We start from the raw sequence: 13983 nt of genomic DNA, 5'->3' as shown, positions 1-13983 counted from the left end.
ATGAAATTTCGTTATCAGCTTTGGTCTTTTCTTTTACTTGCAGTAACTGCTGTTACAATTAGTTGCCAACCCCCAAAGGAAAGAGACCTCACAAAGCTTCAGGAACTGCAGTATCAGTGTGTACAGCATCTCACCGATGTGATTGTGTATGATATTGTAAATCCGCCTGTAGCCAGCAGAATGTATGCATATAGTACCATCGCTTATTATGAAGCACTACAACCTACCGACCCTTCTTATGCGAGTTTATTACCCAAGCTTCATGGTTTTGCAGAGTTACCGCTTCCTGATACCAACCTACGACATGATTATCGGCTATCTGCTGTCATCGCATTTATGAAAGTTTCGGAAACTTTGGTATTTTCAAAAGATAGTATCAGAGCAGCGCGAGAAGAATTAGTAGACTATTTCAGTGATCTGGATCAAGAAGTATATACCAATTCTGTTAGCTGGGGTGAAAAAGTTGCCAATACTATCTTGGTAAGAGCTTCTAAAGACGGATATAAGCTAACACGCGGTATGCCAAAATTTAGTGTACTGAAAGAAACAGGCATATGGCAACAAACACCGCCCGACTATGAAGAAGCTGTTGAACCTAATTGGAGATTCATACAACCCCTTTTATTAGACTCCGCTTCACAATTCAAGCCAGCCAGGCCGCCGGCTTACAACATGAATGCTTCCAGTCAGTATCATAAAGAAGTGAAAGAAGTGTATGAGTTGAGTCAGCAACTTACAGAAGAACAAAAACTGATTGCACGTTTTTGGGATGATAATCCGTTTGTTTCCGAACACAAGGGACATTTAACTTATGCGAACAAGAAAATGACCCCTGTAGGTCACTGGATGGGTATAACAGGTATATTAAGTAGCCAGTCGAAAAAAACAGCCCTAGACATCGCTCGGGTTTATGCATTAACGGCTGCTGCTATTTTTGACGGGTTTATTTCAACATGGGAAGAAAAATATACCAGCAAAACCGTTCGACCAGTAACAGTGATCCGTGAACATTTTGCTTCTGAATGGAACCCCATTTTACAAACACCTCCTTTCCCGGAATATACCAGCGGACATAGTGTTATTTCAGCTGCCGCTGCATCCGTTCTTGCTGCAGTATTTGGCAATAACACAGCTTTCAGGGATACCACAGAATTACCCTATCTTGGATTGGAAAGAAGTTTCAGTTCACTGCAGGCTGCTTCTGACGAAGTAAGTATGAGTAGAGTATATGGTGGTATTCACTATCGTTCCGCAGTGATAAATGGGCAAAAACAAGGTCAGCAAATTGGTGATTATTTTATTGGTACTTTCTTAAAATAAGAATTGAAATAGCATTAAGGGTCGTGACTCTATTGATTTTGTTTCAACCCAACCAGTATTTTTGTGTAGCAAAAAATGAAGAGATTTTATGAAGCGTTTTTTTTATGTGGTTATCGTATTGGGAATTTTAGCAGGAGGCATTGGGTTTTTCCTACCATCAAATCAATTGAAAAGTATGACTGCTAATGCTACTACACCTTTTGATGGAGTTTCAAGAGTAATCGTCAATAAACATTATTGGAAAAACTGGTGGCCGGGCACAGTACTTAATGATAGTACCCTGGCATTTGAGAATACCGAACTGCATATTGACATGTTATTACTCAATGGCTTTAAAGCAAAGTCGTTGAATACAAATATTCCTGCTTTTCTAGATCTGCAAGCTATTGCCACGTACAATGCTGAAACAGCTTTGACATTCAACACAACCTTTAGCTTCTCTAATAACCCATTCATTAGACTTTATCAGTACATATTGTATCGTTCCGAACAAAAAAAATATGAGCAACTATTCAAAAATCTAAGTCTTTCTTTTTCCAATGTGAAAAGAGTGTATGGATTCGATATTCAAATGGGAAAAGTACCCAATGCTTATTATGTATCTGTAAAAACCTATCTGGATCATTATCCAACAACAGAAGAAGTATACGCGAGTATAGGTGAGGTTACAAATTTTATTCAATCACAAAATAGTAAAGTGATGAATGAACCCATCTTTAATATTTTTAAAGAAGGAGAAAATAGATACCTCTTAATGGTTGCAGTAGCATCTGATCGAGAAATACCTACACAAGGAAAGTTTCTTCAGAAAAACATGATGCTTGGTAATATTGTGGTTGCAGGAGTGAAAGGAGGTTACGACGCCATCAATAAATGTAAAGAAGCCGTTCAATTTTATGTGAGCGACTTCAGAAAAGTATCTCCGGCTATTGCATTTGAAAGATTGATCACCAATAGGCTACAGGAAAAAGATAGTAGCAAGTGGATCACTACGATCAACTATCCTGTATTTCAATAATCTATTAATTCGCACCTAATACCAGTATCGTATCATTATTGCGGGCAAGTATATAAGCCTGCTTGCCTGCAATTTGAATCGATCTGATATTTCGTACTTGTCCTTTTACACGAGCCGGTTGTTTAAGTGACATCATCATACCTTTTCCTTTTTGGTATTGTAGTATGTTTCCAAAATCAGCATCTTGTCTACCAATCTCAACATTATTGCTATAAAAGTTGCCAAAAGTCATCCATTGTATACCATTGGGCGATATTATTTTCTGTATAGCCCTCAGCTGACTGAATTGGGTTTCATTGGGCAAAGGGCTAGCAGTAAATGACCCATTACCTTCATTGATGAGTAGCATATGATCAAAACAGTTCGCTTCCAATTGGAAAGCTTTTTCAAATTTTTGCGGTGCAAACAATTCCTTTAATTCAGCCTTGGCAAAATCAGCAGCATAGAGATATTTTTTTCTGATCGCAGGTATCGATTTCTCCAAGATCATCTTACTAACAAAAGGTATTTCTTTTCCATTGACATAATAAGTCATCAGTTGCTCAACCCTACCATTGTCATCAAAATCATTCATATACATTCGAACCGGCGCTTCCAATGAAGCTTTCACCCGACTATTGCGACCAAAATTACCGGCAAGAATATCTATATCTCCATCTCCATCAATATCATCTGCATAAATCGATTGCCACCATCCTTTGAGTGTTGTGATATTTTGCTTTACATATTGTTGTCCATTTCTGATAAAGGCATCAATACCACCCCAAGTATATGCCAACAATAGATCTTTCTGTTGATCATTATTCATATCCACCCACTGAGCAGATGTTACCATACCCGGATTCATCAACTCACTGCTATATGATGCCGTCACATCCTTGAAATTGCCATATCCATCATTCAATAATAAATAAGAACGTGGTGGCATACCATAGGCCCATGTAATAGATCGACCTGCAAAAAAGAGATCCATGAACCCATCTCCATTGATATCATTTGCAACTACTTTACTCTGCGTATTCATACCTCTGGGAAATGCAAATTCTTTTTTATGCAGATTTCCTCTTCCATCATTGAGGTATAATAACGGTTGCAAGTGTTCATCATCTTCATAATATTCATTACCTCCTGTTGCAATCACAAGATCAATTGCTTGATCATTATTGACGTCAATCCAAATAGCATCCACATTTTCCCACATCGTATCTTTTTCCAATGAAGACTGTACAGAGCGTAAAAATTTCCCTTGCTGTGTTTGAAGGAACAATCCGTTCTTGCCTCCTTTCGATGCACCAACAAATACATCGTCCAACCCATCTTTATTGATATCGGCCACAGCCAATGCCGGGCCTTCAGTTGAAAGCATATGCGGAATCAAGGGCTCTCTATCAAATTCATTGAATACATTTTCTTGATGCAAAAATTGTAAGCCTGTTATGGAAGTGATATCCTGCAATGAAGCAGCTCCATCATTTTGATGTAATCGTTGATCAAAATCAAACAAAGGCAAGCCTTTGGTATACTTTGCTTGTATAATATTGCCTTTGGTAATTTTTATGGACTGATACGTTCGGTCCGGCCATATCAATAAAGCAGAATCGGGCTGTATATTGTTCAACCCTGCTAGCAGTGGTAACTGCATGCTAGATAGAAATCCTCTTACAGGATAATGCTCAAAGCTCTGTACTTGCGATTGAGCATAGATCAATAATTTTGCTCCAATCGCGTTTCGATTCAACTGATCACCTTCCAGTTGCAGTTTTACATAATTCTGAGCAGTAGTATCGGTATTGGTTTTATTTTCATAGATCAGAACCGGATCATTGATATTGTTCACTACAACATCTAGATCTCCATCATTGTCTAGATCAGCAAAAACAGAACCATTGGAAAAAGTAGGCAGGTTACCTTTAATACTATCGGTGATATTATTAAACTGTAGTGAGCCCTTATTCCTGAAAAACTGATTGGGCAATTTGATTTCAGGAAACTTACTGATCAATGACAGATCCTTGTCTTGAAGTGTATTGTTTTTTAGTTTATCCTGCAACTCTCCCCCTGACACGTAATTAATGTAATCAATGTCATTCATACGCTTGGGGATACCATTGGAGACAAACAAATCTTTGAGTCCGTCATTATCAAAATCCATCCACAAAGAAGCCCAGCTCCAGTCTGTCGCATGAATGCCTGCATATTGACCTACTTCACTGAAATATCCATTCTTTCTATTGTACTGAAGATTATTGCGCGCATATTGGTGGGTATATCCGTACTGCAATTTTTGCTGGAAAATATTATAATCATCTTCTGCCATTGAGCGCTTCAACATGTATTGATCATAAGGTAACATGTCCATAGAAATGATCTCCGGATAAGCATCATTATTGATATCTGCAACATCAACACCCATCGTAAACTGACTTGTATGCATCAATTGCTCTGAACCTTGTTCAGAAAAACTGCCATTTTTTTGATTGATATAGAGATAATCATTCTCATGAAAATCATTGCCTACATAGATATCAGGCCAACCATCCAGATTGATATCGGCAACCACTACACCCAATCCATATCCTATTTTACTTCCATTGATCCCTGCTTCTTTAGTTACATTGGTAAATCTTTGAATGGTATTTCCTTTTACATCTTTACGTTGATCATTGCGATACAATCTTTGTCCTGCCAATGAATCGTATGTATTCAAAAAATTAGCGCGTGGTGCGTAATTACCATCATGATTCACAGAGTGATTGAGTAGGAACATATCCAAATCCCCATCACCATCATAATCCAAGAAAGCAGATTGCGTGCTAAATCCGGAAAAATTCAAGCCGTATGCAGTTGCTTGATCTTCATAAACAGGTATTCCATCTTTCCCAATTCCAGTGCATACCAACAATTGATTTTTTCCTTTGAGGGTTTTGTAATTACCAACTCTACAAATATAAATATCCAATAAGCCGTCATTATTGATATCTACCACAGACACCCCAGTACTCCAAGCCCCATCGGCAGGAATATGGGCTTCTTGTGTAACATCCTTGAATTGAAGATTCCCGGTATTGAGGTATAACCGATTGTTTTCCTGATTGGCAGCAAAAAATAAGTCTGTTAATCCATCATTGTTAAAATCGCCTGCTCCAACTCCTGCTCCATTATAATAGTACATATAAGAAAACAGGTTAAAGGAAGTAGACGGGTGTAGGGTATTACTAAAATGAATACCCGTACGTTCATGATCTGCAATTTCAAATAAAGATGCTTGTTCTTTCCCTTTACAACCTATGCCGATCATCACCAACAGGAAAAATCCAGTATATATTGATCTCATATTCGCTCCTTTCATTTTACCTGTTTTTTACCGGACTGATGGTTGATATAATAACACACAGGCGTATCATTATTGCGTGCAAACAGAATGGTATTTCTATTTTTTTGTTGAATCATGGTAATATCTCTTACCTGTCCTTTTACAGACAAACCAGATACAGTTGCCACTTGGGGTTCAAAAACATTATTTCCCTTGTTGATCAGCACATGACCATAAGATGCATCTACACTACAAAACTGTGGCAGAAGATCAAAGAAATTACCAGCTATGATGAGGTCATTTTTCCCATCTTGATTTATATCTGTAATCAAAGATGCATGTACCGAAGACAATTGTACCATATAAGGTAATGCCATGATTTCAAACTGCCCTTTTCCATTATTGATGGCTATAGAATTAGCAGCATTATTTACGGTGAGTAGTTTGGCGTCCTTCAGCCCCTCTTTAAAAATCTGTTCAATAGTTTTATCTGCAAAATCTGAGTGTTTCAGATTTGATTTTTTTAAGGACGGGATCTGATCTGTGATATCTTTTTTCAAGAATACAGGCACATCTTTTTTCTGAATACTTTGACTGAAAATTTTATCAACAGTAGCGTTCTGATCAAAATCTTTGATCCAAAGATTGACAGGATTGTCGAAAGTAGGTCGCATGTAAAAGTTCTGACCGATATTTCCCAGCACCAAATCTGGATGGCCATCGCCATTCAAATCTCCTACAGATAAAGATTGCCACCAACCCAGTTCCTTTTCAAGTCCGCTCGATAATTCCTTACATTGACCATTCAAGAAGCTGAAAATTTTGGGTGACATCCATTCTCCTGTAATAATCAGTTCATTTTTCTGATCACCATTCACATCAACCCATGCTGCATCTGTTACCATTCCTAATTGATAGAGCAGCGGAGCTATTTTTTCAGTTACCTCTGTAAACTTACCTGCTCCATCATTATGATATAAATAGCTTCTGGGCGAAATACCATAATTCTGTGGTTCACTTCTGCTGCCAATAAACAGATCCATCTTACCGTCTGAATCATAATCTAATGCAACGGCAACACCCGCATTGGTGTGACTTAGTGGAAAGGTGCCCGATTGTAATGTGAAGTTACCGGCGCCATCATTCGTGTACAACTGATGTTGATATTTTTCAGAAGATGCAGGCACAAAGTTTCCTCCTCCTCCAACAAATAAATCCATGTCACCATCCTGATCAGCATCAAAGAAGACGGTAGCAGTTACATCATTGAAAGTAAATTTCTCAAAGTCTGCCACTTTCTTTTTTACAAAACCTTGTGATGTTTGCAAATACAATTGTGAGGGCTGCCCAACAGCACCCCCCAGAAAAATATCTTCTAATCCGTCTTTATTGACATCCGCTACTGCTGTTTTGGGACCCTGCTTAGAGAGCATAAATGGAATATTTCTTTCCTGATAAAAATCGATATGCTCATCTTCCTTGTGTGCATCAAATGAATAGTTGATCTGAGAAAATAAAGTTTCTTTTGAAACAAATTGTTCCGGCTGCCAAGGCCTTACTTGAACACTATCATAATATACCTGCTCTAAACTATTAACTGTAATATTAGTAATTGTATGTATGCTGTTATTCGGCCATTGTATCTGTATGGAATCGATCTTATGATTGCCGATCCCAATGGTTTGTTTGTATTCTACAGACGACTGAAAACCTTTACTCGGAATTAATTCGCGTGTAATCAATTGGTCGCCTGCATATACTTTGATTTTACTGCCAATCGCAAAAGGGTTTTTGTCTTTATAATGCAATTGCAAAGCGATATAGCCATTACTAGAATCATCATTACTGGTGTTCTTGTATACGAGTGCATTTTGATTCACATTATTAATGATCAAATCAAGATCACCATCATTGTCGAGGTCTGCATAAGAAGCCCCATTGGAAAAAGTAGGTTGATCAAGACCCCATTCATTTTCTGCATCCCTGAATTTTAGGTTGCCTAAATTCTTGAATGCTTTATTAGGAATGGGAACAGATGGCATTTTATCGATAACGGTATTCACTTCTTCTTTTTTTCCTTTCAATACCATCTGATTCACCACATCATTGGCAAAGAAGTCTATAAAATCCTGATCGGTTACATCGCGATAGATGCCGTTACAAACAATGATATCGGATAAACCATCATTATCGGCATCAAACATCAATGCGCCCCAACTCCAATCACTCGCAGCTACACCGCTAAAAAATCCTGTTTCTAAAAATCGTCCTTCGCCATTATTCACTTGCAAAGCATTCTGTGTATACTGGTTATAAAAACCTTGGTCTTGCTTTAGTTTGAATACATCATAATTTTCAAAAGAAGTATTGGTCTTCAATCGATAATCATCACCCGGCAACATATCTGTGGTAAAGATATCCGGCTTACCATCATTGTTGATATCTTGCAGATCTGCCCCCATCGATGAAAAGCTGATATGCTGTGTGCGATTCTCTATTTCATCTTTAAACGTACCATCTCTTTGATTGATGTATAAATAGTCTTTTTCAAAAAAGTCATTGGATACATACACATCCGGATAGCCATCCAGATTCACATCACCGACTGTAACACCCAATCCAAAACTGATGATACTTCCATAGATACCGGCTTCTTTGGTTACATCGGTAAATTTTCCATTATCGTTTCGAAGCAAATGATCACCTCCACCTTTTAAGAATTCAGCATAAGGTGCTTGTGCATCGGGCACATTACGCATATTGGCATAGTTTAAAGAATTGACAGGGATCGGACTATTGTTCACTAAAAAACAATCCAAATCTCCATCCAAGTCATAATCAAAGAAAGATGCATGGGTTGTATAACCATCATTGTCTAGACCATATTCAGCAGCTTTATCAGTGAATGTCAAGTTCCGGTTATTGATGTACAGTTTGTTTTTTCGTAATGCTTTATTGAGCATATTTCCGGCATTACACACATAAATATCCAGCCAGCCATCAGCATTGATATCTACAAAGACAATTCCTGTACTCCATTCATTGTTATAAGTAATACCTGCTTTCTCAGTAATATCTTCAAATTTCAAATTTCCTTTATTCAGGTATAGTTTATTGCTGCTTTGATTAGCGGTAAAGAATACTTCGGGTAGCCCATCATTATTCAAATCACCTGTTGCTACACCACCGCCATTATAAAAATTTCGGTACTTAAATACATTGAAAGATTCTGATTCTGTGAGTGTATTCTTGAAATTGATATTCGAATCAGACACCAATGCATACAGCGTCTTTTTACGATCATTCTTACAAGCTGTCATGCCAGCGCAACAAATAACTAGCAGCCAAAATGGATAACGTATCATAGCATGCTAAAATAGTATAAATACCGGCTGATATTGTTGAAGCATAGCATAAAGTGAACATAAAAAGAGAGGGCGGCTTATAGACCATGGTCCATGGTCTATGGTCTATAAGCCATGTGCCATAGAAAAGAAAGAGGCTGTATCAAATGTGATACAGCCTCTTTGAGAAAATATGATCTATCTGAATTAGTAACCTACGTTCTGTTTCAGATTAGGATTAGATGCCAAGGCAGTAGTTGGAATAGGATATACTGCTTTGTAAGCTTCTGATGCGTTTGGTCTTTCTTCAACAGGAGCGTTGAATCTTCCGAAACGTACCATATCTGTTCTTCTGTGACCTTCGAGATAGAGTTCACGACCTCTTTCAGCCAACAGTGAAGTCAATGTTACTGAAGTAACCGGAGTAGCACCTCTTAGTACACGGATGCTGTTTACAATGGTCAACGGAGTTTCGCCGTTTGCACCAGTGGTACCACCTCTTAACAATGCTTCTGCTTTCATCAGACGAACATCAGAGAAACGAAGGAAAGGAAATTCATTCTGACTACCCCAAGCACCATCGTTGATGGTAGCCGGGTTGAGTGGAAACTTATTGACACGAATACCACTTGCTTCTCCGTTGAAAAAGATAGATGCGGTACGAGTAAAGATCAGTGGGTTACCACTTCTATCATATAAATCGCCGATAGGATCACCAATTACACCAGGTGATTTAGGGTCGTTAGCCTTTACTGGACCTCTTGCCTGACCAACCAGGAACCCTGCATTAGAACCTACCAGATTGGTATAACCAGCCAGTGGAGAGGATTTCCGCACATCAACATCTTCAAAACTGTCGTAGAACTGAGATAGGGTTACGAAACCGTTCCAGCTAGAAGGGGTCTGATTGTAATGCCAACTCTGTGAAGTTTGCCATCTCAAGTTTGGACCATTACCAGCTCTTGCATCTGATCCATTTTTACGAACAAAAATGTTTTCAGATGATACAGTACCGTTATCCCATTTGAAATTATCCCAATAATTCGGATCAAGACTCAAATTAGTATTGGCAGCTACCAGATTACAGTATTCTATTACTTTATTCATGTCTGCTGGTGCAAATGTAAATGGTCCCGCAGGTGATGTGGTAGCCTGCTTATATACAGCTTTATTTAGGTAGGCTTTTGCGAGCAAAGCCCAAGCAGCTTCTTTAGTAGCTTGAGCTCTGTTATTTTTATCATAAGAAGGCAAATTAGGCACTGCTGCTTCCAGTTCTGAAATGATTGCATCAATTGCTGCTGATCTTGTTAATACATCAGGAACGACGTTAGCAGCAGCTGTGGCCGGACGGGTCTGCACCTGACCGTAAAGATCGCAGGTGAGAAAGCGGAAGTAAGCACGTAGGAATTGACCTTCTGCCTTGGCAAGACCAGTGGCCGTCTCAGCTATGAGCGTAGTCTGGAATAGTGCTCCATTCAAGCCATTCCAGGTATCATTCACCTGATTATGATCCGGACCCCATGTATGTAGGTGCAAACGACGCCATGTACCAAAGTCATCCCAGTCAGTACCACGTGTTGGACCCATGATCTCATCGGTGGAATGTTCTTGCAAGCCAAACCAGTTCCCTTGTCCACCAGATAATTGGTTTAATTGTTCGTAGACCGCAGCAATCGAAGGAGGAGTAGGTGCTCCAGTTCCTGTATTGGGTGCGATGGAATTGGGTGCTTCCAGCTTTGGATCAAGCTTGGAGCATGATATGGTAAGTACGGTTACAGCGGTAAGAACCGGTACAAACCTACTTTTGAAGATATTTTTCATTGCTTTCAGTATTTATTATTTAGAATCCAACATTTAAACCTACAGTAATGATCCTTGGTCTTGGATATTGAGTGTAATCAAATCCGCGAGAAGGGATACCATTGATGTTCTTGTCAACATTCACTTCAGGATCGATGCCAGAGTATCCGGTAATCAGGGCTAAATTCTGACCTGATGCGAATACAGACATTGATTTGAACAGGCTGGTTTTCTTGAGGTTAAATGCGTAGCTCAGGTTCACGTTTGCAAGACGGATGAAATCACCCTTCTCTAAAAAACGAGTAGAAACTGATCCTGGGTTAAATGGATTTTCGGGACCGTTTCCTACTGCATATGTAACGTTACGAGCATTACGCAAACTACCTTTCAAGAATAATGCATTCGCTGTATTGTTATATACGTGGAAACCTGTGATTGCGTTCAAAAATACACTCAAATTCCATCTGCCATAAGAGAAATTGTTGGTCAACCCGGCAAAGAAGGTAGGTAATGCAGATCCAACCAACTGGTTAGAAGCACCATTGCCATAACGGGCGTTACCGTTACCGTCAAAGCCATTGAAAACCGGCATTGACCAAGTAAAGATAGAAGATCCGTTGGTCAGGGTTTGTGCAAACGCACCTGTTAAACCCTGTCCACTAACCCCACCAGTATTGATGGGTGTTGGTAAACCTTCAATATTATTGGAGACAGTGGTCATGTTATAATTGATATCCCAGCTGAATTTCTTGCCTTGAACAGCACGATAATTAACACTTGCTTCCCATCCTTTGTTGATTACTTCGCCATCTAAATTTATCCACCAGTTGGCAGTAGGAGCAAAACCACCCGGCGTAGGAGCAAAGAACAGCATGTTCTTTCTCTTGTTGTTGTAGTAATCCAAGGTTACAGACAATCTTCTGTCTTTGGTGGTGAAGTCAACACCGAAGCCGGTAGTAGCCACTTCTTCCCATTTCAGATTAGGGTTACCTTGCTGAATGAAGCGTGTAACAGGACCAGATCCTACATCAAATATCTGCTGCAGGTTAAGTGCTGCATACGAACCTAAGTTATCCTGACTGCCTAGTATACCGTAATTGGCTCTGAAGCTCAAATCGCTGAGTATGCCACCAAAGATATTTTGCATCCATGACTCTTCCAATGCTCTCCATTTGAAAGCAAAGGCAGGGAATGTTCCATAACGGTTATTCGCACCAAACTTAGAAGATCCATCAGATCTTACGGTTACAGTCAAGAAGTATTTATCGTTGTATGTGTAGTTCAAACGACCGAAAATAGACTGTAGTTCATTTCTGCCATATCCAGGAACAAAATTGGCATAATTATTAAACGCATTGTAATCTCTTACAAATACATCTTTAGGACCTACAACCGGAGTTTTTGTTCCCCAGCCAAATGAAGCTTTGTAACGGTTTTCAAAACTCTGATATGAATAACCTGCTATTGCATTGACAGCATGTTTTTCATTGAAAGTTTTATCATAAGTCAAGTAATGTTCAATCAAGGATGACTTTGTTTCCAGATTTTGTCTGGTGGTACGACCATTCCCTTGAATACCGTTACCATAGTCTCTTCCGAAAACGTTGATGGTACCGCCATAAGCATTTGATCCCAAGCGAGGATCAGCAAACGAAGTTCTTTCAGCTTTAGAATTATCTACACCTAATACCACTTTATAGCTGAGATCTTTTGTGATCTGATAGCTTGCTGAGAAATTACCCAAGAAACGATTGATGAAATCGTTGTCAGTAAAATAAGCCAGCATTTGTGCAGGATTGCGCTGATCACCCGGCTGATAAAAAGAGCCATCCGGATTGTAGATTGGGTTGGTTGGGTTAAACTGCAAAGCAGCACCTAATAAACTACCCTGATAACCTGCATTATTAGAGAGTGGAGCATAAGAGTTCTCTGTTCTTGACATGGTCATGTTAGCTTCCAGCTTCACTTTGTCGTTGAATAACTTTTGGCTAATGTTGGCACGACCTGTTAATCTTTCCAAACCGGTATTCTTGATGATACCTTCTTGGTTGTCATAAGAACCACTTAAACGCACTGAAGTACCTTTATTACTCATAGACCAACTTAAATTGTGGTTCTGAGAAATAGCAGTTCTGAAGATCACATCCTGCCAATCGGTATTCGCACCTCTGTCGATACCTACTACCGCAGCAGCTGCTGCAGTTGGTGAAGCACCACCATCAATATTGGCCTTTTTAGCTGCCAATAAGAAATCTTGTGCATTCATCAAGTCATAACGACGAGCGGTTTGTGCAAGTGTTGTATTGGCACCATAAGAGAATACGCCACCTTTCCCACCTTTACCTTGTTTGGTAGTGATCAAGATAACGCCATTCGCACCTCTTGAACCATAGATAGCAGCAGCAGATGCATCTTTCAATACAGTGATGCTCTCGATATCAGTTGGGTTCAAGAAGATCAATGGGTTTTTAGCGGTTGTTCCGCCTTCAACACCACTTCCGTTGGTTCCCAATGTACCACCTTGGATCAAAGGCACTCCATCAATAACATACAATGGCTCTTGTGCACCACTGATAGACCCCGTACCACGGATGTTGATGGTTGCAGCAGCTCCGGGCTCACCGGTAGAAGGTGTTACAAGCACACCTGCTGTACGACCTTGCAACAATTGCTCTGGAGAAGCAATCTGGCCCTTGTTGAAATCTTTTTCAGTAACACGAGAAACAGAACCAGTTACGTCTTTTGACTTTCTGGTTCCATAACCTACTACTACTACGTCAGCAAGCGCATCCGCAGAAGCGGTAAGCGATACATTGGCAGTATTAGAGGCTGAAATGTTCACATCTGCAGAAGCATAGCCGGCATATGATACCGTTAAAGTTCTAGCTGATGAAGGAACGGTGATTTTAAAAGTACCATCAGCACCGGTTTGAGCACCAGTCGTTGATCCTTTTACTAACACAGATGCACCTGCGAGAGGCGATCCGTCTTTGGAGTCGGTTACTTTACCGGTAACCGATTTTGTTTGTGCCTGCGCGAATAGGGTAAATACGCAAGCGAGTAAACCCAACAATGCGGGCCTGACAAGCTTCGAAAGATTCATAAATGGCAGTTTATTGGTTATTAAGCGTGTACAAAGTACACATTTTTTTCAGAAACAAAATATTTTCTTAAAATTTTGTGAATCT

The 13983-nt window shown here is 39.5% G+C and carries 6 protein-coding genes; 2 read left to right on the top strand and 4 right to left on the bottom strand.

Translation table 11 applies throughout. The features are described from left to right. Entirely contained in the window at positions 1-1320 is a 1320-nt protein-coding gene (locus ACTIEV_RS10595) for a vanadium-dependent haloperoxidase (RefSeq protein WP_439516444.1), read from the top strand. 88 nt (positions 1321-1408) lie between these two features. Further along, the gene (locus tag ACTIEV_RS10590) at positions 1409-2338 is read left to right on the top strand and encodes a hypothetical protein (protein ID WP_322196982.1); all 930 of its coding nucleotides are present in this window, start codon (positions 1409-1411) and stop codon (positions 2336-2338) included. A gap of 4 nt (positions 2339-2342) precedes the next feature. On the opposite strand, the gene ACTIEV_RS10585 is transcribed toward ACTIEV_RS10590, so the two are convergent. The 4 genes from ACTIEV_RS10585 to ACTIEV_RS10570 form a co-directional block, all read right to left on the bottom strand. After that, the gene (locus ACTIEV_RS10585) at positions 2343-5672 is read right to left on the bottom strand and encodes a VCBS repeat-containing protein (protein WP_322196983.1); all 3330 of its coding nucleotides are present in this window, start codon (positions 5670-5672) and stop codon (positions 2343-2345) included. Positions 5673-5683: 11 nt separating this feature from the next. Beyond that, positions 5684-8971, bottom strand: coding sequence for a VCBS repeat-containing protein (locus ACTIEV_RS10580; RefSeq protein ID WP_322196984.1), 3288 nt, complete (start codon positions 8969-8971; stop codon positions 5684-5686). A 231-nt stretch (positions 8972-9202) separates the two neighbouring features. Continuing rightward, a complete protein-coding gene (locus tag ACTIEV_RS10575) occupies positions 9203-10816 on the bottom strand; it encodes a RagB/SusD family nutrient uptake outer membrane protein (RefSeq protein ID WP_322196985.1) in 1614 nt (537 codons plus the stop codon). A gap of 19 nt (positions 10817-10835) precedes the next feature. Beyond that, the gene (locus ACTIEV_RS10570; protein ID WP_322196986.1) at positions 10836-13898 is read right to left on the bottom strand and encodes a SusC/RagA family TonB-linked outer membrane protein; all 3063 of its coding nucleotides are present in this window, start codon (positions 13896-13898) and stop codon (positions 10836-10838) included. Positions 13899-13983 lie beyond the last annotated feature (85 nt).

Origin of the sequence: Sediminibacterium sp. (genome assembly GCF_051861365.1) — a bacterium.
GTDB lineage: Bacteria > Bacteroidota > Bacteroidia > Chitinophagales > Chitinophagaceae > Sediminibacterium.
The sequence above is the reverse complement of the archived record's forward strand: the minus strand, read 5'-3'. Positions and strand labels throughout refer to the sequence as shown.

Coding starts and splice junctions, on each gene's coding strand:
- ACTIEV_RS10580 (WP_322196984.1), bottom strand. CDS start 8,971: ATGACAGCTTGTAAGAATGATCGTAAAAAGACGCTGTATGCATTGGTG.
- ACTIEV_RS10570 (WP_322196986.1), bottom strand. CDS start 13,898: ATGAATCTTTCGAAGCTTGTCAGGCCCGCATTGTTGGGTTTACTCGCT.
- ACTIEV_RS10585 (WP_322196983.1), bottom strand. CDS start 5,672: ATGAGATCAATATATACTGGATTTTTCCTGTTGGTGATGATCGGCATA.
- ACTIEV_RS10590 (WP_322196982.1), top strand. CDS start 1,409: ATGAAGCGTTTTTTTTATGTGGTTATCGTATTGGGAATTTTAGCAGGA.
- ACTIEV_RS10575 (WP_322196985.1), bottom strand. CDS start 10,816: ATGAAAAATATCTTCAAAAGTAGGTTTGTACCGGTTCTTACCGCTGTA.
- ACTIEV_RS10595 (WP_439516444.1), top strand. CDS start 1: ATGAAATTTCGTTATCAGCTTTGGTCTTTTCTTTTACTTGCAGTAACT.